Raw genomic sequence first — 18,193 nt, forward strand, 5'->3', positions numbered from 1 at the left:
ATTCGCGTCGTGGGCCGAGCCTGACCAGCGGCGGACCTGGCAGCGGAGCGAAGCGCAGCGCTCTCTGGCGGGAGCGACGGTCGCGCCCCGCGCGGACCCGAGCCTAGATGTCGCCGAAGGTGTCGTACTTGATCCTGACCGCCGGGACCTTGAGCTCGGCCAGCGTGCGCAGCGTGTTCTTGACCATCGACGCCGAGCCGGAGACGAAGAAGTCGTGGTCGCCCCACGGGCCGTAGCGGGCGACTACCTCGCCGATGTTGCCCTGCTCACCGACGAAGTTGCGGTCGTCGCTGCACGCCGGGACCACCGACAGCCACGGGTAGCGGGCCGCGAGCTTGTTGAGCTCCGCCAGGTCGTAGAGGTCGTCGCGGTCCTTGGCGCCGAAGAACACGTGCACCCAGCGCGTGCGGTTGTAGCGGGTCAGCTCCTCGATGAGCGCCTTGATCGGGGCCAGGCCGGTGCCGCCGGCGACGCAGACGACGTCGCGGGTCGATTTGCGGTCGAGCGTCATCGTGCCCATCGGCGCGGCGACCCGCAGCAGGTCGCCGACCTGCACGCGGCGGACCAGCGCGCTCGACACCCAGCCGGCACCCAGCGCGCGCACGTGGAACTCGAGCGTGCCCTCCTTGTTGGGGGCATTCGCCATCGAGTACGTGCGCCAGAGTCGCGGCTGGTAGCGCGGCGCTTCGACGCTGACGTACTGGCCGGCGCGGTATTCCAGCGGGTACTGGAGCGGGCGGCAGGTGATCACGGCGATGTCCTTGGCCCGGCGCTCGTGGGTGAGGACCTCGGCGTGCCAGAAGGCGGGGTTGGTGTCGGCCTCCGCGCCCGCGATCATCTTCTTGGCGATCACGCCGTACGCGTCGCCCCAGGCCTGGTCGTACTCGATGCTCCAGGACTCGCCGGCGAAGGTGCGCAGGGCCTCCAGCAGCGCACCGCCGACCACGTCGTAGTGGTCTGGTTCCACGTGGAACTTGCGATGGTCGCGGCCGAGCTGGCGCAGGTATTCCTCGAACCGGTCCGGGTCGTCGAGCGTCTGCACCGCGGTGACGATGGCACCGAGCAGCCGCGCGCGCTGCACGTCCATGGTCACCGGGAACAGGTGCCGCAGATGCGGATTGGACAGGAAAATGCGTGCGTAGAAGTATCCGGCGACCTTGTCCTGCTGTTCCTCGACGAGGGTCCAGCTCTCCTTGAGCAGCCGTGAAAGGTTCCCCATTGACGCCCTTTTCGCTTGTCGGACGCGCCTCGGCCTCCACCCGGCCCGCCGTGCCTCTTTGTTGATCAGGGTGTGTGTGGTCGCGCTGTGCACGTCCGACCAGCCTGCGCACTCTCCGTCGACCTCCATCGCACAGAATGTGCGACGAGCGCGATCCGGCCCTGTCTATGGATCTCCGCGTATGGAACGCTGACCTGCGTGTGGTAAGGCGCTGCGCGTTCCGGCTGGTCATTGTCGGGTCTGGAGTTCGCATGGAGCGCACCGTCATTCCTGCCCCAACGGGTTCGTTCGGGCGCAGCCGGCGGTCGGCCGGTTGGCGGTCCACCGCGCCCGTCGGACGGCCCATTGATCAGCCGACCGTGGAGCTGAAACGGCTCGACGACCGCATGGTCGACTTCATCCGCAAGCAGGAGATGGTCTTCGTGACGGCGGCGCTGGGCGGGCGGACGGCGCGGCGGGGACCGGTCGGCTTCGTCCAGGTGCCGTCGCGGCGGCTTGTCACCTGGCCGGAGTACGAGCGAACGCCGATCTCCGGGCCGGTGCGGTTGTTGCTGCTGGACCTGCTGCACGAGCGGACGGGGCTGCACGTCACCGGTCGGGCGTCGGCGGTGTCCTACGGGCCGCTGCAGGTGGCGTCGGGGTCCGATCCTGTCCTTGTCGACGGGCCGGTGCCCGAGTGCTGGGTCCGGGTGCGGGTCGACCAGGCGTGGTTCGCCGACCAGGGGCCGCTTGTTTAGTGCGCTTCGTGTACGCGCTCAGGTTTATCCGGCACAGTTAGCGCGTGACTGTCGATCTCGAGGAACAGCGGCCGGTGCGCGCTGACACCCGCTTGCGTCCGGAGATCCTGATCGTGCTCGGGCTGTCACTCGGGCAGTCCGCGATCTACTCGATGGTAACGATCGTGGCGCGGCTCACGGCCTCGCAGCCGCTGTCGCAGCAGACGGCCACGTTGAACGCTTCGCAGTCGGCTCGGCCTTATCTGGATCTCACGTACCAGCTGCTCGGGATCTTCTTCTCCCTGGTGCCGGTGGCGCTGGCGCTGTATCTGCTGCGGTCGCCGCGGACGTCGCTCGGCCTGGATTTTCGGCGGCCCTGGTTCGATGTCGGCTGGGGCGTCGCACTGGCGGCGGCGATCGGGCTGCCGGGCCTGGGCCTGGTCTGGGCGGCCTCTTACCTGGGCATCAACGCGAACATCGTGCCGGCGGCGCTGCCCTCGGTGTGGTGGGCCGTCCCGGTTCTGATCTTGTCCGCTCTGCAGAACGCGCTGCTCGAAGAGATCGTGGTGGTCGGCTACCTGGTCACCAGGCTACGTGAGCTCGGCTGGAAGCTGGGCTGGGTGGTCGCGGCGTCGGCGGTGCTACGCGGCTCGTACCACCTTTATCAAGGCTTCGGCGCCTTCGTCGGCAACGCGGTGATGGGCGTGGTGTTCGCCCTGTTCTTCATCCGGACGAAGCGGGTGCTGCCGCTGGTCGTGGCGCACACGCTGTTGGATGTGGTGGCTTTCGTGGGGTACGCGCTGCTGCCGCGCGCCTGGTTCAGCTGGCTCTGAACCGCTGCACCGCCCTTGCCGCGACGCGCTCGGTGTTGAGGCTGGCCGCCGCGGCGCCGCCGGTGACGGCGAGGCCGGGCCACCAGCGGGCCAGGATCTTGAGCGCGGCCCAGGTCGCGGTCTTCCCTGCCGCGGTGATGGGGGCACGGCTGGCGCTGTGGCCTTTCTGCCCGTCGATGGCGGCGCGGGCAGATTCGTCGTTCTGGTGTACGCCGGTTAGGACTAGCAGGTCGATCGCGGTTGCCTGTTTGCCGTAGGCGGCGGCGATGTGGGTGATCAGTTCGGCGTTGACCCAGCTGGTGCCGGCCAGGTCGGCGGCGGCGGACCAGCCGGTGGCCAGGCTGGCGGCGGCGCCGGTTGCGGTTGAGCGGCGAGTGAAGCGGCGTTGGGCCAGGCGGGCCAGGCCGTCGGGGGTGGCTGTCGGGTAGGTGGCGCGGAGGTGGGCCGCCCAGTGGGCCGCTTGGGGGTTGAAGCGTTTGACGGCGGCTACAGCGGCGATCTCGGGGAGTTGCCGCAACGATCGCGGCAGGTCGGGATCCGCGTCTGGCGCGGGCGGTTCGGCGGGGTGCTGGCTGGTCGCGGTGGCCTTGGCGACCATCTCGGGGGCGGCGGTCGAGGCCGGCGCGGGCGCGGGGGTCGCGGCCGCGGCGGCTGGGTCGGTCTCGGCCGGTTCGGTCGGGACAGCGGCCGCCGAGGTGGCTGGCTTCGGTTCACCGACCGCTACGGCGTCGGAACTTGGGTCGGTGGCCGACACCGATTCCTCCGAGCCCTTGTGGGTAGCAGTCTCTTCGAACTCGGCCGAAGCAGCCGGCTCGGTTTGAACTGATGCGGCCGACTCTGCCGGGACCGCAGGTGCTAGCGCGGCCGGCTCTGGTCGGGCGCCGGCAACGACGTCAGCGTCCGCATCGGTGGTCGCGACCGACTCCGCCGCGCTATAGGGCGCGGCGTCTCGCCTGGGCGCTGGGGCCTCGGCCTTGAGGCTTGGCTCGGTGGCGCCGGTCGGTGTCGCCACGCTGGGCGCCGTCGCAGTTGGCCCGTGCGTGGCCGCGGGGATCACCGCGGTGGGCTCGGTCTGCGCAGGCGCCGGCGAATCGGTCGCCAGAGCGGGTGCGGCCGGGTCCGGCTGGGCGACGGCGGGGATGCCGTTGCTCTGGTCGCTGGTCGACGGCTGTTCCTGCCCGGAGCCCTCGGCTGCGTGATCTGACCGCTCGCCTACAGCTTCTCGAGCGGGCACCGAGGCCCCGGTCTTGACGACCGGCTCGGCCGACGCGGTCGGGCTGGTCGCGGCGCCGGCGCGCCGCTCAGTGGCCGACTCCGCCGCGTCGTTGTTGCCTGCGGGCGACGTCTGCTTGGCCGTGGCCTTCTTGGCTCGCTTCGCAGGGGTGGCCTGGTCCGGCACCGGCGCAGCCGAAGCGGCGACCGCCTCCTTACGGGGCCGCGTTGTCTTGGCGGGCGTGGCGCCCCCGGGCTCTGGGTCCTTCACGGCGTCCGGCTGGTCGGTGTTGGCCCGCGCGGTTGGGGTGCGCTTGGCCGGGGCAGCCGTCTTGGGCGCCGCCTTGGCGGTCGGCGGTTCGGCGGCGGCGGCCTCGCCGGCGGCCGTCTTCGCCGTCGACGTTTCGGTGGCCGCCGCAGACACTCGGCCGGTCGTCTTCGATGTCGCCCTCGCCGTCGGGGATTCGGCGGCTACCGCCGGCTCCGAATCGGCTGGCTTGGGCGCCGCCTTCGCCGTCGACGGTTCGTTCGCAGCCGCCGCCGGCACTCGGTCGGTCGTCTTCGATGTCGCCCTCGCCGTCGGGGATTCGGCGGCTACCGCCGGGCCCGAATCGGCCGCTTTGGGCGCCGCCTTCGCGGTCGAGGGTTCGTCCGCAGCCGCCGGCTCCGCGCCCGCCTTCTTTCGCGGTCGCGGCGTCTTGGTCGGTGTGGCGTCCGTCACCGGCGTGTCGTTCCCCTCGCGCCGGCGGGGCGCGGCGGCACCCGCGGCCTGAGCGGGCCGCGACGCCGGCGGCGTCGGGCGAGGAACCTCGGGGGGCGGTTGGAAGAGCACGGCAGGCGGCAGCTTCGCCGCCCTGGGCTGGGGCGCCCGTCGATCTTGCTTCTGCTCAGGCGCGGCAAAGGTCGCCTCGGCCGGCCGCGACCGCGGCCGGCGCTCATCGGCCGGCTGCTCCGGCTCCGTACCACCGGTTCCCATGGTTTGGCAGCGTAGTCCCGCGACCGGGGGTTCACCGGTTGCTGGAGCCGCAAGTCTGCTCGAACGACCTTCGGAGGTCGCTTTGCCCGGTCCACCGAGGGACCTGTATCCTCGACCGGCGGTGGTCTGCAGGCAGACCACCGGGGGAGACTTCGCCTAGTCTGGTCTATGGCGCCGCACTGCTAATGCGGTTGGGGTTTATCGCCCCTCCCGGGTTCGAATCCCGGAGTCTCCGCGCCAAACCCGGCGTGTATGCTGGCGTGGCACCTGCGCCCGTAGCTCAACGGATAGAGCATCTGACTACGGATCAGAAGGTTAGGGGTTCGAGTCCCTTCGGGCGCGCAACAAGGCCCCTGAGCTGCGGCTCAGGGGCCCTTTTCTGGTCCGATGCGATCACGGCAGCACTACGACACCGACTGCAGCCCTATCGCCCATCCACTGTGGATCGGCCCGGATCAGTTCCCCACCCCGAGGCTTGACATGAATGCGGATGGGTAGCGGTCGCCGCGGGCGGAGCCGGCTGGGATTGCCTTCTCGATTTCGGCCAGGTCGTCCGTCGTCAGGTTGAGGTCCAGGGCCGGCACTGCCTCCGCCAGGCGTTCGCGGGTGCGGGCTCCCACCAGCGGCACGATGTCCTCGCCCTGCGCGGCGACCCACGCGATGGCCAACTGGGCCACCGAGCAACCCTTGGCCTCCGCGACCGCGCGCAACGCCTCGACCAACCTCAGGTTGTGTTCCACGTTCCCAGCTGAGAAGCGCGGGCTCAAAGCGCGTGGGTCGCCGGCTGAGGGCGTCCAGCGGCCCGAGATCAGCCCACGGCCGAGGACTCCGTACGCGGTCAGGCCGATGCCCAGCGAGCGCAGCGTCGGCAGGATGTCCGCCTCGACCGCGCGGGACAGCAGCGAGTACTCGATCTGCAGGTCCACGATCGGGTGCACCGCGTGGGCCCGGCGGATCGTCGCCGCGTCGACTTCTGAGAGGCCGAGATGGCGTACGTGGCCAGCCGTGATCATTTCTTTGATCGCGCCCACCGTGTCCTCGATCGGGACCGTCGGGTCCAGGCGGGCCGGGCGGTAGATGTCGATGTAGTCCGTGCCCAGCCGGGTCAGTGAGTACGCCAGATAGTTCCGCACCGCCGACGGGCGGCTGTCCTGACCTCCGTACTCATGGCCCGGCCCCCGCTGCTGCCCGAACTTGACGCTCAGCTGATAGCTGTCGCGATCCCGGCCCCGCAACGCCGAGGCGAGCAGCAGCTCGTTGTGGCCCATGGCGTAGAAGTCGCCAGTGTCGATCAACGTAACGCCGGCCTCCAGGGCGGCATGCACGGTGGCGATGCTCTCCCCGCGGTCGGAGGCCCCGTACGCGCCCGACATGCCCATCGCGCCCAAGCCCAGCGCGGAAACAACAGGACCACCAGTGCCAAGGGTTCGTGTCTGCATAACCCCCACGCTGCGCCAGGCCAAGACGGGCCGGAAGAGAGCGTTCATCGTGGGAGAGCCGCTCCCTGGATAGGCCCGCCGGCCCCGAGGCAGCATGGGGATATGCAGCGTGACCAGCTCGCCGACTTCCTGCGCCGCCGGCGCGAGGCGATCCGCCCCGCTGAGGTCGGCATCGCCGAAGGACCTCGCCGCCGCACGGCCGGGCTGCGCCGCGAAGAGGTCGCCATGCTGGCCGGCATGTCCGTCGACTACGTCGTGCGCCTCGAGCAAGGTCGCAGCAGTCAGCCCTCCACCCAGCTGCTCGGCGCGCTCGCCCGGGCGTTGCGCCTCTCCGACGACGAGCGCGACCACCTGTTCCACCTGGCCGGCCACCAACCACCTCCGGCCGACGGGGTGGCCTGCCTGGCCCGCGCCGGTCTGATCCGCATGCTCGACCTCCTCGGCGACACCCCCGCCCTGGTGCTGTCCGACCTGGGCGAGGTTCTGGCCCAAAACCGGGCGGCCGTTCTGCTGACGGGCGACCTCACCGGCTTCACCGGCGACCGCCGCTACATCGCCTACCGCTGGTTCACCGACCCGGCCGCCCGGGTCATCGGCACGCTCGACGAACAACAGCGGCACGGCCGCGAGATCGTCGCCGACCTGCGTGCCGCCGCCGGCCGCCGACAAGGCGACCCAACAGTTGCCGGGCTCGTCGACCGCTTGCGGTCCGCCAGCGAAGACTTCGAGAGGCTCTGGGAAGAACACGAGGTCGCGGTACGACGCGCCGACCGCAAGACCTTCGTCAACCCACGCGTCGGCCAGCTCACGATGGACTGCGAAACCCTCGTCACGCCCGACCTGGGTCAGCAGCTACTCGTGCTCACCCCGGCCGACAAGGAATCCCGCGAGCGCCTGGACCTGCTGCGCGTGCTCGGCACCGAGGAATTCCCGACCCACGTCAAGTGAAGGGGTCAGCCGGCCAGCAGGCCGCCCTCGATGTTGAGTTCCTGGGCGTTGACGCCCGTGTTGCGGAGCAGGAAGTCCGTCGCGTCGACGATTTCCGCGACGTTGACCAGGCGACCGATCGGGCTGCGGGCCCGGTCCGGGTGGTCGGGCTGGTCGCGCCACTTAGGACTGTCGCCGACGATGCCCGGGTGCAGCACGTTGACGCGGTGCGGGGCGATCTGCACGGCCAGCGTCTTGACCAGGCCGGACAAGCCCGCGTTGTGCGTCGTGACGACCGTCGATCCAGGGTACGGGCGGTCCTTGGCCACCCCGCCGAACAGCACCACCGACGCGCCCGGGCGGAAGCGGTCGCGCAACGCCCGCACCACCTCGGCGTAGCCGACCAGCTTCACCGTGTGCGCCGTGACCGCCGCGGCCACATCGAACGACGCGAGCGGGTTCACCGCCTGGCTGATCGCGGTGATCACCAGGTGGTCGACCTCGGTGATCTCCGCCAGGTCGGCGGCGATGGTCGCCGGCCGGGACAGGTCGACGGCCAGGCCGCGCACCTCGGGGCCGATCTCGGCGGCCGCGGCCTCGGCCCGGGCCTTGTCGCGACTCGTCACGACCACCGCGTCCCCACGGGCGGCGAGATGTGCGGCCACGGCCCGCCCCAGTCCGCCGGTGCCACCAACCACGATCGCCGTACCCATGCGCGTTCCTTTCCGAAGCCACAACCAGCGGAAACTGTGCCACGCCCCGAGTCGGCCGGACCCGCGATCGTGACCATGGTCATCAGCCAGAACGGGAACTTGCAGTTCCGTTTCGGTAGGGTCGCAAGCATGCGGAAAGACGCTCAGCGGAACCGCGAAAAGATCATTCAGGCCGCGCGCCGAGTGTTCGCCGCCCAAGGGATGCACGCGCCGGTCGAGGAGATCGCCAAGGAGGCCGGGGTCGGGGTCGGCACCGTCTACCGGCGCTTTCCCGACCGCACCGAGCTCGTCGAGGCCGTCTTCCGCGACCAGGCCCAGCGCTACCTCGACGCCGCAGAGGAGGCCCGGAAGATCGACGATCCTTGGGCGGCCTTCCGCGCCTACCTCGAGCGCCTGGGCGCCATGCAGGCCGACGACGCGACCGTCACCGACGTGCTGACCCTCACCCTGCCCGCCGACCCGACGCTGGAGACGTTGCGCAACCGCATCCACGCCACCCAGAACCGGCTCATCCGGGCCGCCAAGGAGCAGGGCACGCTGCGCGCGGACTTCGTACCCGAAGACGTGGTCCTGTTGTTGATCGCCAACGGCGCGATCATCCGGGCGGTCGGCCGCGACGTGCCCGAGAGCGCGCCGCGGTTTCTCGCGCTCGCCCTCGACGCGCTCCGCACGCCCAACCCGAGCCCGCTGCCCGACCCGCCACCACCCGCCGACCTGGTCGAGGCACTACAACGACCGGCGGTGATCACCCGTGGCTAGCGGGCCCGCAGCGCGGCCGCGTCCCAGAGCCAAACATCGCCGACCTTTTGCGGTGGTACGCCGTACAACTTCGTCAAGGTCTTGATCCACAGCTGCGAGTCGCGGCGGTGCGGGATCACCACAGCCCCCGCGTTCCAGTAGGACAAGTCGCCCAGGGCGTTCGCTCGGGTCGCGGCGTCGACAGGCGGGATCCGACCAGTCCGGCTCACGTAGCGCAGGTAGTAGTTCGTCGGCCGGAACTCCGACGTGAAGCTCGCGATCTTCTCGGGGCCGACCGGAGCCAGGAAATAGCCACCCGCCAGCGGCATGCGCGTCAACGTCTGGGCCGACCAGCGGATCGGGTCGTTGACCGCCGACGTCGGCATCGGCACGAAGACGATGCTCCGGCCCCCTGACGCATACTGCCGCCACGTTCCCGACGACACGAACTTCGGCGTGTCGGACAGCTTCGTCGCCGGCAGCGCCGTCGGCGCGATCGGCACCAGGGCGACGACCAGCGCCGCCGCGGCCACCGCCCGGAACGGCACAGACCCCAACGACGACTGCGCCGCCGCCACCCCCAACGCCAGCAGCAGCCCGACCACCGGCGTGACCGCCAATGCCCACCGGGTCGGCACGGCCGAGCTCAGCACCGGCACGTCGTGCAGCCACGACCACAGCGACGGGATCCCCGTCTCCGCGCCGTGCAGGCGCACCACGGGACCGAGCGACAGGTATGCGAACACCACGCCCACCACCAGCAGGCCCAGCACGGCGACGCTGCGCCGCACCAGCAGGACCACGATGATCAGGATCAGCGCGATCAACGGCCATCCGAAGAAGGAGTTCTCCTCCGCCGCGTTCTGCGCCAGGCCCCGGGCCGACTCCATGCTGCCGAGCAGCGACTCGCGGGACAGGCCGACGTACGCGGCGAGATCGGCGCCGTAGCCGCGTACCTCGTAGGGCAGCCCGCTGTAGGACTGTGGACCACGGAGCAGCAGGAAGATCGGATACCAGAGCACCGCCAGCGACACGCCGACGGCGACCAGCCCACCGAGGACGAACGGGCGCCAGCCGGCCAGGGACGACCGCGCCGCGGCGACCAGCAGGAAGATCACCAGGCCGACCGCGGTCATGAACAGGACCTCGAGGTTGATGAACGCCTGCCAGATGACCACGAGGCCGAGCAGGACGCCGTTGCGCACCCAGGGCGGGCGCCGCAGTTCCAGCGTCCGCCAGATCAGGATCGGCACCAGGAACTGGGCGACCAGGTTGGGGTGGCCGTTGGCCTGGGAGACCATGCCGGGCGCGAAGGCACAGAAGCCCGCCCCGATCCAGGCCGCCAGCCGGCGGTGGAGCAGGTAGCGGGAGAGCACGAAGTACCAGCTCGCACCCGTGAGGATCAGCGCGCCGGTGAGGAAGACGTTGAAGGCGACCTGCGGCCCGAACAGCAGTGTCACCGGGGCCATCGGGAGCGAGATGCCCAGCACCGACGTGTTCGCCATCAGGTTGATGCCCAGCGGTGCGTTCATCTGTTCGGAGAAGAAGGGCCCGGCCTGGCCGGTGGCGACCAGCGCGCCGTGGCCCAGCATCCACTCGAAGAACGCCTGGTCGGCCCGGTTCGCCGCGAGGCCCCAGGACGGGTGCAGCCAGATCCGGTAGGTCACCCAGAAGGCCAGCACGGCGTAGCTCGCGAGGGCGGCCAGATCACGGACCACGCCGGGCCGCGCAGAAGCAACAGCCTCACTGGTCACATCGGACCCGGGCGTCACCCGAGCCAGATCCGACGTGTCGGTCTCCCGCATCGGCTCCTCCAAGGCCCTGTCAAGGGGATCCACAGAAGACCGGCAAATCACCGGATCCCTGGCACATCCGACCTAGGTTTTCATACCGTAACCAATAGGGAAGGACTCTCACGTTCCATCGAGGTAACTGTCCCTACCGGGGGAGGCGACAGATGGCCGAGATCACCGGGGATCAACGGGTGCAGCACGAGGTGCTCGAAGGCTTGGCCACCGCGGTCAACCACCGGCACTGGTTCGCCGAACTGGCCCTGCCGTACCTGGGCAGCGACCCGATCGAGATCGGCAGCGGTCTCGGCGACTACGCGCTCGAATGGGCACCACACACGACCCGCTTCACCGCCACCGAGGGTGAGCCCGACCGGCTGGTCGCGCTCAAGGAGCGGCTCGCCGGGCATCCGGACATCGAGGTGCGGCAACTGGTGCTGCCCAGCCAGGAGGAGGGCGCGTACACGGCCGCCGTCTCCTACAACGTGCTCGAGCACATCGAGGACGACCGGCGCGCCCTGCAGACCATGGGCCGGCTCGTCCGGCCGGGCGGAGCGGTGATCATCATCGTGCCGGCGTTCCCGTTCGCGATGAGCCCGGTCGACATCGCGACCGGCCACGTGCGCCGCTACACGCTGCGGTCACTGGGCCGCGTGATGAACCGGGCCGACCTGCGGGTCGAACGGATCAACTACACCAACGCGCTCGGGCTGATCGGCTACTACATGGCCACCAGCGTCTTCCGGCTCACGCCCAAGGAGGGCGCGATGGTCAAGCTCTACGACAAGCTGGTGCTGCCCGCGACAAAGGCGGTGGAGCAGCGGGTGCGGCCGCCGTTCGGTCAGTCGGTCTTCGCGGTGGCCCGCCGGCCACGCTGAGTGCGGAGGGTGTGGGATTCGAACCCACGAAGAGGTTGCCCTCTTACCGGTTTTCAAGACCAGCGCCATCGGCCACTAGGCGAACCCTCCTGGACGCGGGGTCAAGTCTGCCATGGGACCGGGCACAGGGTAAGAAAGGGCATGCGCGCGATCACGATCCCCACGCCGGGCGGGCCCGAGGTGCTCACCTGGGCGGAGGTGCCCGACCCGGTCCCGGCCACCGGCGAGGTCCTGCTCGAGGTGGTCGCCTCCGCGGTCAACCGCGCTGACCTGCTGCAACGCCAAGGCCATTACGCTCCACCGGCCGGCGCGTCGCCCTATCCGGGGCTGGAGTGCGTCGGCCTGGTCGACGGCGCTCCGATGTGCGCGCTGCTTTCCGGTGGCGGCTATGCCGAGCGGGTGGCCGTGCCGGAGGACCATCTGCTGCCCGTGCCGGCCGGTGTCGCGCTCGACGAGGCGGCCGGGTTGCCCGAGGTCGCCTGCACGGTCTGGTCCAATGTGGTCCGTGGCGCCCGCCTGACCGCTGGCGAGACGTTGCTCGTCCATGGTGGATCCAGCGGCATCGGCACCTTTGCCATCCAGCTCGGCAAGGCACTGGGCGCGCGCGTCATCACCACGGCCCGCAAGGCGAAGCACGAGGCTTTGCTGGCCCTCGGCGCCGACCACGTCATCGACTACTCCACTGAGGACTTCGCGACGCTGACCCAGGCCCTCGGTGGCGCCGACGTCATCCTCGACATCATGGGCGCGTCCTATCTGGACCGCAACGTCGCGGCGCTGGCCAGCAACGGCCGGATAGCGGTCATCGGCACCCAGGGCGGCCGGCGCACCGAGCTCGACTTCGGCAAGCTGATGGCCAAGCGGGGCACGATCTCCGCGACCACGCTGCGGGCCCGCCCGGCGGCGGAGAAGACCGAGATCATCGCGGGTGTACGCGAAACCGTGTGGCCACTCATCGAAGCGGGCCGCATCCGCCCGGTGATCGACCGCCGGATCCCGATGGCCCAGGCGGCCGAGGCGCACCGGCTCGTCGAGGCGAACGCCCACACCGGCAAGGTGCTGCTGGTCAATCCTTCGTGACGCGGCGCTCGGCCCGGCGGAACAACAGCGTCGGCCCCGGCCCGTCGGCGGACAGCCGGTCACCGGCGTTGTAGAGGTGGCACCGCTGCATCGACAGGCAGCCGCAGCCGATGCACTCGCTCAGGTCGTCGCGCAGCTCCTCGAGCAGCGCGATGCGCTCGTCGAGCCGGGTGCGCCACAGGGCCGACAAATGGGCCCAGTCGGCCCGCGTCGGCGTGCGATTGTCGGGCAGCTCGGCCAGCGCGCCGGCGATCTCGTCGAGGGCGACGCCCACCTGCTGCGCGATCCGGATGAAGGCCACCCGGCGCAGCTCGGCCCGGTCGTAGCGGCGCTGGTTGCCGCTGGTGCGCCCGGCGCGGATCAGCCCCAGGCGCTCGTAGTAGCGCAGCGCGGACGGCGCGACACCGGATCGCTCGGACAGCTCACCGATGGTGAGCGTATCGGTGCTCAGCGCTTGCGGGCGCGCTCGCGGCCCAGGATCCACAGGGCCTCGACGCCGTCTTTCCACGTGATCTTCTTGCCCTCTTCGCGGCCGCGGGCGCGGTAGCTGATCGGCACCTCGTAGGGCCGGATCTTGCGACGCAGCAGCTTGCCGGTCACCTCGGCCTCCATGCCGAAGCCGCGGGACTTGACGTCGAGCGACCGGTAGAGCGAGATCGGCAGCAGCTTGAAGCAGGTCTCCAGGTCGCCGATGTAGGAGTTGAACAGCACGTTGGCGGCGGTGGTGACGGCCTTGTTGCCCATCACGTACCAGAAGCTGTAGGCGCTGTGGCTGCCGAACGTGCGGTTGCCGTAGACCACCTTGGCCCGGCCGTCGAGCACGGGAGCGAGCAGCCGCGGGATGTCCAGCGGGTCGTATTCCAGGTCGGCGTCGAGGATGACCATGTAGTCGCCCTCGGCGCTGTCGACCGCGGTCTTGATCGCGGCACCCTTGCCGGCGTTGCGCGGGTGGGTGATGACCCGCAGCCGGTTGTCGTCGGCGCCGTCGAGGATGGCCTGCGTGCCGTCACGGCTGCCGTCGTTGACCACGACCAGCTCGATCTCGCACGGGTATTCGACCGCCAGCGCCTGCTTGAGTGCTTCCGCGATGCGTTCTTCCTCGTTGTAGACCGGCATGAGGATCGAGAGCTTCACGGGGGATCTCCAGGACGCAGGTGACAAATCCGCCCCAGCGTACCGGTTGCTGGTGAAGATCGTGTTTCACCACCGGGCGGGTCTCCGACCCAATCAATTGAAGACTATTCACATATGCGCTCCCAGCAGGTTACTCTTCGGTAACTCGATCGACACCTGACGATCGACCGGAAGGAGTGCGTCGATGCTCGTCTCCCCCGTTGGGAGGACTGGCAACGCGCTCCGGGCGCCGATGCGGCGTACCCTCGCCGCCGCGGCGCTCGTCGCGGGCCTCGTCCTCCCGTCCCTGTTCGCGAGCGGCTCACCCGCCGGCGCGGCCGACCGACCCCCGACCCAGCCGCTGCCGGCCAACCTCGAGGCGATCCGCGCCGCCGAGGCGACCGCGCTCTACGGCTCACCCGGCATCCGACCCCTCGAAGAACGCCGCACCGCGCTGATCACCATGGGTGACAGCGAGATCTCCGGCGAGGGCGTCGGCAACTACGTCCCCGGCACGCATCAGGACGGCAACTGGTGCGACCGGTCGTACGACCAAGCGGTCTTCCGCACCGGCATCGCGTCGGACACCCAGTACAACGTCGCCTGCTCGGGTGCCACACCGTGGAACCTGATCGCCGGCGGCCCGGCACAGTGGAACGAGCTCAACCAGGGCGACAACCTGGCCATCAAGGCCCGCAACACGCGGATCAAGCTGATCTGGGTGGTCGCCGGGGCCAACGGCGACGGCACGATCCAGTTCGGACCGGTGGCCACCGACTGCGCCATCAAGCGGGTGTTCTTCCAGGGCAGCTGCTACCCGACCTACACGGACGTGTGGACGACCCGGGTCGAGGGTTCGCGGACGGCGGTCGAGGACGCGCTGCGCAGCATCCGCGCCACGATGACGGCCGCCGGCTACCTGGCCGCCGACTACGAGCTCGTGCTCCAGTCCTACCCGAGCCCGGCGAGCCCGGATGTCGAGGACAACCCGGACTTCCCCGGTTGGTACTCCGGTGGTTGCCTGCTCTACCTCGCCGACCAGGCGTTCGCTCGCAACAAGGCGGTGCCGCTGTTCGAGCGCGGGCTGCGCCAGGCCGCGGCCAACACCGGGACCCGCTACCTCGACGCCAGCCGGCTCTTCCACGGGCACGAGGTGTGCACCGACAACACCAGCGTGCGCGGGCTCTACATCGAGGTCGGGATCTGGAACGAGAACGCCGCCCGGCAGTCGTTCCACCCGAACGCCCGAGGCCACGGCATGTTCGCCGAGTGCATGACGGCGTTCGTTTCGTCCGGCCTGCCGCAGGCGACCTGCGTCGACCCCGCGAGCACGGGCCGGGGCACGCTGATCAACGGGTTGCTGGAGTTCAAGCAACTGCGCAACGCGGGCACCGGCAAGTGCGTCGACGGCAAGGGCTACGACTCACGCAACAACACGGTGCAGCAGTCGTACGCCTGCCATGGCGGCCGCAACCAGGGCTTCTGGTACGACCCGGCGCGGCAGTCGCTGCACAGCGAGCTGTCGCACGACCGTTGCCTGGACGTCTCGGGCGGCTCGCTGACCGCGAACACGGCGGTCAACATCTACAACTGCACGGGCGGCGGCAACCAGAAGTGGCTATTCGCCGGCAACCAGATCAAGGCGGCCGGCAACACGGCGCTGTGCCTGGCGTTCGACAACCCGTTCCTGGGTACGCCGCGGTTGCGGCTGGCCACGTGCGGCTCGAGCACGCGGCAACAGTGGTCCTTCGAGTCCCGCAACTTCCCGAACCCGGTCGGCTACGGCCACGACGACTTCATCGGCAGCCGGGTGTACTGAGTGGTTGTGATGGGGGCCCGCCGGCCCCCATCACGCCTACTTCTCGCGGGGAATGACCACGAGCCGCGCGACGCCGCCGTCACCGCTCTTGGTGCCGGCCACCCCGACCTGGTCACCGACCGCGACCTGCGCGGGCTGGATGGTGCTGCGCCGCTCGACCACCCGCAGATCGTCGGCGAACGACCAGCTGATCGTGAACCCGTCGGTGCTCTTGACGGTGATCGAGTCACCATCGACGGCGGTCACCTGCCCGCGCTGCACGAGCACGGTCTGCGTGCCGCCGTCCTTGGTCCGCACCACGGCTTCGCCGTGGAGGGTGTTCTTCCGCAGCATGACGCGAGCCTTGCGCCGCTCACCGCGGTCCCGGTCCTTCTCGGTGGCGCCAGGTGACGCACTAGGCGCGGCCTTGGCCTGAGCCATCTGCGCCATCTCCGCCGGCGTGATCTCGTTGGGGTCAAACCCCATCGCGGCCAGCGCCTGCCCCTCGATCCCCATCCCGGCCGACACCTCGACACCCGCATCGTCCCCGACGGCCGGCAACCCGCCGCCGGCGGCGGCGCACCCCGTCAGGCCGAGCCCGACGACCGCGGCCAACCCGACTCCCGCAAGCCAACGCCTCATGGTCTCCCTCTCCCTCGTGCGCTTCCGGGGACCACGATGCGCGCCGCGCGCGTGGGGTCGGTCAGGCCAAGGTAAGAGCTTCGTAAGGCTGTCGAGGCAGCGCGATGGTGAAGCGGGCGCCGCCTTCCGGGGCGTGGCCTGCCTCGATGTGGCCGCCCAGGCGGCGGACCAGGCCGTGGACCAGGGCCAGGCCCAGGCCGCTGCCGCCCTTTCGGACGCCCTCGTAGCGTTGCCGCAACGCGCCGCGTTCGAAGACCACGCGCAGGTCGTCGTCCGTGAAGCCCGGGCCGCCGTCGCGGACCTCCAGGAGGGACGCGCCCGCCGCGTCCGGGCGGGTGGCCAGCACGATCGGGGCGCCCGACGGGACGATCCGCAGGGCGTTCTCCAGCAGGCCGTCGAGGATCTGGCGGGTGCGGCCCGGGTCCGTGAACGCCGGCACCGGGAACGGTGGTGCCTCCACCACCAGGGACACGCCGGCCGCCGCGCAGCGTGGGCGCCAGGTGTTGGCCGTTTCGGCCACCATCGCCGTCAGGTCGACCGGCAGTGGGGTCAGGGGGAAGTCGACCGCGTCCAGGCGGGCCAGGGCCAGTAGGTCCGTGACCAGGCGGTCCAGGCGTTCCGCCTCCGCCAGCACCGTGCGGCCCGCTCGGGCGGCGCCGTCGCCGTCGATGACGCCGTCCGACAGCGCCTCGGCGTAGCCGCGGATCGTCGTCAGCGGGGTGCGTAGCTCGTGCGAGACCGACAGCAGGAAGTCGCGTTGCCGACCCTCGCTCGTCGACAGCGCCTCGGACAGGCCGTTGAGGGCGTGCGCCAGTGACTCGACCTCCTCCGGCGACTCGACCGGCACCCGGACGTCGCGTTCGCCGCCGCGCAGGCGGCGGGCGGCCGCGGCCGCCACCCGGATCGGGCGGGCCAGGCGGCTGCCCAGCAGGACGCCCGCCAGCACGCCCGCCGCGAGGCCCGCCAGGAGGGCCAGCCAGAGGTTCTGGCCGACATCCCGCCAGATGCCCGTGGCCCGTGGGTGGGTCAGCACCACCGCGTTGCCGTTGTTGTTGATCGGGCGAACTTCCACAAGGGACGGCACGCCACCGACCAGGCCGCGGCCCGAGAACTCCTGCCCGGCCGCCGCGCGGGCCACCACCGCGGGCGGCAGGCCCGGCTGGTCCGCCACGCCGCGGCGCACCATGAACAGCGAGATGTCGCGCTCCCGCAGCACGTCCAGCAGCTTCTTGTCGCCGGCCGGGCGCGGCGTGGCCCGCAACGCCGTCGCCACCACCGTCGCCTCCGCGGCCAGCGAGTCCCGGGTGCGCGCCTCGACCGCCCGGGACGCGAGCGGGATCGCCACCAGCGCGGTCACCAGCACCGCGACCGCCGCCACCGCGCAGCCGACCAGGGCCGCGCGCGCCGTCAGGGTTCTAGGCATCGATCGCGTACCCGACGCCGCGGTGGGTGCGGATCAGCGCACCGGCCGAACCCAGCTTGCCGCGCACCTGGGCGATATGCACGTCGACCGTACGCGTGCCCGAATGCGACGCGTACCCCCAGACCGCGGCCAGCAGCTCCTCCCGGGTGAACACCCGGCCAGGGCGCCCGACCAGGTGCGCCAGCAGGTCGAACTCCGTAGAGGTGAGCTGGACCGGCACGTCGAGCACCGTCACGCTGCGCCGGCCCGGGTCCAGGGTCAGCGGGCCAAGGCTGCGCGGCCGGTCGGCGGCAGCCGCCACCCCGCCGTCGGCGCGGCGCAGCACCGCCCGCAGCCGGGCCACCAGCTCGCGCGGCGAGAACGGCTTGGTGATGTAGTCATCCGCCCCCAGCTCGAGGCCGACGATCCGGTCGACCTCGTCGTCGCGGGCGGTCAGGAAGATGACGGGGGTCCAGTCGCCGGCCTCGCGGAGCCGGCGGCAGATCTCGGTGCCGGACATGCCCGGCAGGGCGATGTCCAGCACGCTGGCGACCGGACGGAGCCGGCGGGCCGCGGCCAGCCCGGCCTCGCCGTCGTGCTCGACGTGCACGCCGAAGCCGTCGCGGCTCAGATAGAGCCGGACCAGATCCGCGATCGCCCGCTCGTCCTCGACGACGAGCACCAGGCCGTCAGCCACCGGCCCATCATGGCCGACGC

At 70.7% G+C, this 18,193-nt stretch carries 18 protein-coding genes and 3 tRNA genes; 10 read left to right on the plus strand and 11 right to left on the minus strand.

Going from position 1 to position 18,193, the window contains the following annotated elements; translation table 11 throughout:
• Positions 1–103 precede the first annotated feature (103 nt).
• Positions 104–1,219 carry a globin domain-containing protein gene (locus tag Air01nite_RS25870; protein WP_203705906.1) on the minus strand — a complete coding sequence of 372 codons (1,116 nt, stop codon included), beginning with the start codon at positions 1,217–1,219 and terminating at the stop codon, positions 104–106.
• A 359-nt stretch (positions 1,220–1,578) separates the two neighbouring features.
• Here Air01nite_RS25870 and Air01nite_RS25875 point away from each other — a divergent pair, with 359 nt between their 5' ends.
• Both Air01nite_RS25875 and Air01nite_RS25880 read left to right on the plus strand, forming a co-directional pair.
• Positions 1,579–1,956: a hypothetical protein gene (locus tag Air01nite_RS25875; RefSeq protein WP_203705907.1), complete on the plus strand. Its 378-nt coding sequence runs from the start codon at positions 1,579–1,581 to the stop codon at positions 1,954–1,956.
• A gap of 44 nt (positions 1,957–2,000) precedes the next feature.
• Positions 2,001–2,768 (plus strand): CPBP family intramembrane glutamic endopeptidase, encoded by a 768-nt coding sequence (locus Air01nite_RS25880; protein ID WP_203705908.1) that lies wholly within the window; start codon positions 2,001–2,003, stop codon positions 2,766–2,768.
• Here Air01nite_RS25880 and Air01nite_RS25885 read toward each other — a convergent pair.
• On the minus strand, positions 2,755–3,522 hold the full coding sequence (locus Air01nite_RS25885) for a hypothetical protein (protein WP_203705909.1): 768 nt from the start codon (positions 3,520–3,522) through the stop codon (positions 2,755–2,757). The two genes, Air01nite_RS25880 and Air01nite_RS25885, sit on opposite strands and share 14 nt — an antisense overlap.
• A 493-nt stretch (positions 3,523–4,015) precedes the next feature.
• Here Air01nite_RS25885 and Air01nite_RS25890 point away from each other — a divergent pair, with 493 nt between their 5' ends.
• The 3 genes from Air01nite_RS25890 (at position 4,016) to Air01nite_RS25900 (ending at position 5,298) form a co-directional block, all read left to right on the plus strand.
• Positions 4,016–4,753 (plus strand): hypothetical protein, encoded by a 738-nt coding sequence (locus tag Air01nite_RS25890; RefSeq protein WP_203705910.1) that lies wholly within the window; start codon positions 4,016–4,018, stop codon positions 4,751–4,753.
• A gap of 348 nt (positions 4,754–5,101) precedes the next feature.
• Positions 5,102–5,191: transfer RNA gene (locus tag Air01nite_RS25895), tRNA-Ser, on the plus strand.
• 34 nt (positions 5,192–5,225) lie between these two features.
• Positions 5,226–5,298, plus strand: a tRNA-Arg gene (locus Air01nite_RS25900).
• A gap of 113 nt (positions 5,299–5,411) precedes the next feature.
• Here the strand turns inward: Air01nite_RS25900 and Air01nite_RS25905 are convergent.
• A complete protein-coding gene (locus Air01nite_RS25905) occupies positions 5,412–6,395 on the minus strand; it encodes an aldo/keto reductase (protein ID WP_203705911.1) in 984 nt (327 codons plus the stop codon).
• Positions 6,396–6,497: 102 nt separating this feature from the next.
• On the opposite strand from Air01nite_RS25905, the gene Air01nite_RS25910 reads away from it, so the two are divergent.
• The gene (locus tag Air01nite_RS25910; protein ID WP_203705912.1) at positions 6,498–7,343 is read left to right on the plus strand and encodes a helix-turn-helix transcriptional regulator; all 846 of its coding nucleotides are present in this window, start codon (positions 6,498–6,500) and stop codon (positions 7,341–7,343) included.
• A 5-nt stretch (positions 7,344–7,348) separates the two neighbouring features.
• On the opposite strand, the gene Air01nite_RS25915 is transcribed toward Air01nite_RS25910, so the two are convergent.
• The gene (locus tag Air01nite_RS25915; protein ID WP_203705913.1) at positions 7,349–8,035 is read right to left on the minus strand and encodes an SDR family oxidoreductase; all 687 of its coding nucleotides are present in this window, start codon (positions 8,033–8,035) and stop codon (positions 7,349–7,351) included.
• 129 nt (positions 8,036–8,164) lie between these two features.
• On the opposite strand from Air01nite_RS25915, the gene Air01nite_RS25920 reads away from it, so the two are divergent.
• Positions 8,165–8,794, plus strand: coding sequence for a TetR/AcrR family transcriptional regulator (locus Air01nite_RS25920; RefSeq protein WP_203705914.1), 630 nt, complete (start codon positions 8,165–8,167; stop codon positions 8,792–8,794).
• Here the strand turns inward: Air01nite_RS25920 and Air01nite_RS25925 are convergent.
• The gene (locus tag Air01nite_RS25925) at positions 8,791–10,578 is read right to left on the minus strand and encodes a DUF6311 domain-containing protein (RefSeq protein ID WP_239090973.1); all 1,788 of its coding nucleotides are present in this window, start codon (positions 10,576–10,578) and stop codon (positions 8,791–8,793) included. The genes Air01nite_RS25920 and Air01nite_RS25925 overlap by 4 nt on opposite strands.
• 152 nt (positions 10,579–10,730) lie before the next feature.
• Here Air01nite_RS25925 and Air01nite_RS25930 point away from each other — a divergent pair, with 152 nt between their 5' ends.
• Positions 10,731–11,441: a class I SAM-dependent methyltransferase gene (locus Air01nite_RS25930; protein WP_203705915.1), complete on the plus strand. Its 711-nt coding sequence runs from the start codon at positions 10,731–10,733 to the stop codon at positions 11,439–11,441.
• Positions 11,442–11,444: 3 nt separating this feature from the next.
• Here the strand turns inward: Air01nite_RS25930 and Air01nite_RS25935 are convergent.
• Positions 11,445–11,531, minus strand: a tRNA-Ser gene (locus tag Air01nite_RS25935).
• 51 nt (positions 11,532–11,582) lie between these two features.
• Between Air01nite_RS25935 and Air01nite_RS25940 the strand changes: the two genes are divergently transcribed.
• Positions 11,583–12,521, plus strand: a complete 939-nt coding sequence (locus Air01nite_RS25940; protein ID WP_203705916.1) for an NAD(P)H-quinone oxidoreductase — start codon at positions 11,583–11,585, stop codon at positions 12,519–12,521.
• On the opposite strand, the gene soxR is transcribed toward Air01nite_RS25940, so the two are convergent.
• Positions 12,508–13,005, minus strand: coding sequence for a redox-sensitive transcriptional activator SoxR (gene soxR, locus Air01nite_RS25945; protein WP_373310469.1), 498 nt, complete (start codon positions 13,003–13,005; stop codon positions 12,508–12,510). The genes Air01nite_RS25940 and soxR overlap by 14 nt on opposite strands.
• Positions 12,969–13,655 carry a glycosyltransferase family 2 protein gene (locus Air01nite_RS25950; protein WP_203705917.1) on the minus strand — a complete coding sequence of 229 codons (687 nt, stop codon included), beginning with the start codon at positions 13,653–13,655 and terminating at the stop codon, positions 12,969–12,971. Before Air01nite_RS25950 ends, soxR begins: the two co-directional genes overlap by 37 nt.
• A gap of 184 nt (positions 13,656–13,839) precedes the next feature.
• Between Air01nite_RS25950 and Air01nite_RS25955 the strand changes: the two genes are divergently transcribed.
• A complete protein-coding gene (locus Air01nite_RS25955; RefSeq protein ID WP_239090974.1) occupies positions 13,840–15,453 on the plus strand; it encodes a ricin-type beta-trefoil lectin domain protein in 1,614 nt (537 codons plus the stop codon).
• A 36-nt stretch (positions 15,454–15,489) separates the two neighbouring features.
• On the opposite strand, the gene Air01nite_RS25960 is transcribed toward Air01nite_RS25955, so the two are convergent.
• The 3 genes from Air01nite_RS25960 to Air01nite_RS25970 form a co-directional block, all read right to left on the minus strand.
• A complete protein-coding gene (locus Air01nite_RS25960) occupies positions 15,490–16,074 on the minus strand; it encodes a hypothetical protein (protein ID WP_203705918.1) in 585 nt (194 codons plus the stop codon).
• Between the two features lie 61 nt (positions 16,075–16,135).
• Positions 16,136–17,497, minus strand: coding sequence for a sensor histidine kinase (locus Air01nite_RS25965; protein ID WP_203705919.1), 1,362 nt, complete (start codon positions 17,495–17,497; stop codon positions 16,136–16,138).
• Positions 17,490–18,173, minus strand: a complete 684-nt coding sequence (locus Air01nite_RS25970) for a response regulator transcription factor (RefSeq protein WP_203705920.1) — start codon at positions 18,171–18,173, stop codon at positions 17,490–17,492. Before Air01nite_RS25970 ends, Air01nite_RS25965 begins: the two co-directional genes overlap by 8 nt.
• Positions 18,174–18,193: the final 20 nt, after the last annotated feature.

Origin of the sequence: Asanoa iriomotensis (assembly GCF_016862515.1) — a bacterium.
GTDB classification, from domain to species: domain Bacteria; phylum Actinomycetota; class Actinomycetes; order Mycobacteriales; family Micromonosporaceae; genus Asanoa; species Asanoa iriomotensis.

Excerpts from the sequence above, each read along its gene's own strand:
- Air01nite_RS25940 (WP_203705916.1), top strand. The coding sequence starts at position 11,583 with ATGCGCGCGATCACGATCCCCACGCCGGGCGGGCCCGAGGTGCTCACC.
- Air01nite_RS25955 (WP_239090974.1), top strand. The coding sequence starts at position 13,840 with ATGCTCGTCTCCCCCGTTGGGAGGACTGGCAACGCGCTCCGGGCGCCG.
- Air01nite_RS25905 (WP_203705911.1), bottom strand. The coding sequence starts at position 6,395 with ATGCAGACACGAACCCTTGGCACTGGTGGTCCTGTTGTTTCCGCGCTG.
- Air01nite_RS25920 (WP_203705914.1), top strand. The coding sequence starts at position 8,165 with ATGCGGAAAGACGCTCAGCGGAACCGCGAAAAGATCATTCAGGCCGCG.
- Air01nite_RS25910 (WP_203705912.1), top strand. The coding sequence starts at position 6,498 with ATGCAGCGTGACCAGCTCGCCGACTTCCTGCGCCGCCGGCGCGAGGCG.
- Air01nite_RS25965 (WP_203705919.1), bottom strand. The coding sequence starts at position 17,497 with ATGCCTAGAACCCTGACGGCGCGCGCGGCCCTGGTCGGCTGCGCGGTG.
- Air01nite_RS25870 (WP_203705906.1), bottom strand. The coding sequence starts at position 1,219 with ATGGGGAACCTTTCACGGCTGCTCAAGGAGAGCTGGACCCTCGTCGAG.
- Air01nite_RS25925 (WP_239090973.1), bottom strand. The coding sequence starts at position 10,578 with ATGCGGGAGACCGACACGTCGGATCTGGCTCGGGTGACGCCCGGGTCC.
- Air01nite_RS25930 (WP_203705915.1), top strand. The coding sequence starts at position 10,731 with ATGGCCGAGATCACCGGGGATCAACGGGTGCAGCACGAGGTGCTCGAA.
- Air01nite_RS25960 (WP_203705918.1), bottom strand. The coding sequence starts at position 16,074 with ATGAGGCGTTGGCTTGCGGGAGTCGGGTTGGCCGCGGTCGTCGGGCTC.
- Air01nite_RS25915 (WP_203705913.1), bottom strand. The coding sequence starts at position 8,035 with ATGGGTACGGCGATCGTGGTTGGTGGCACCGGCGGACTGGGGCGGGCC.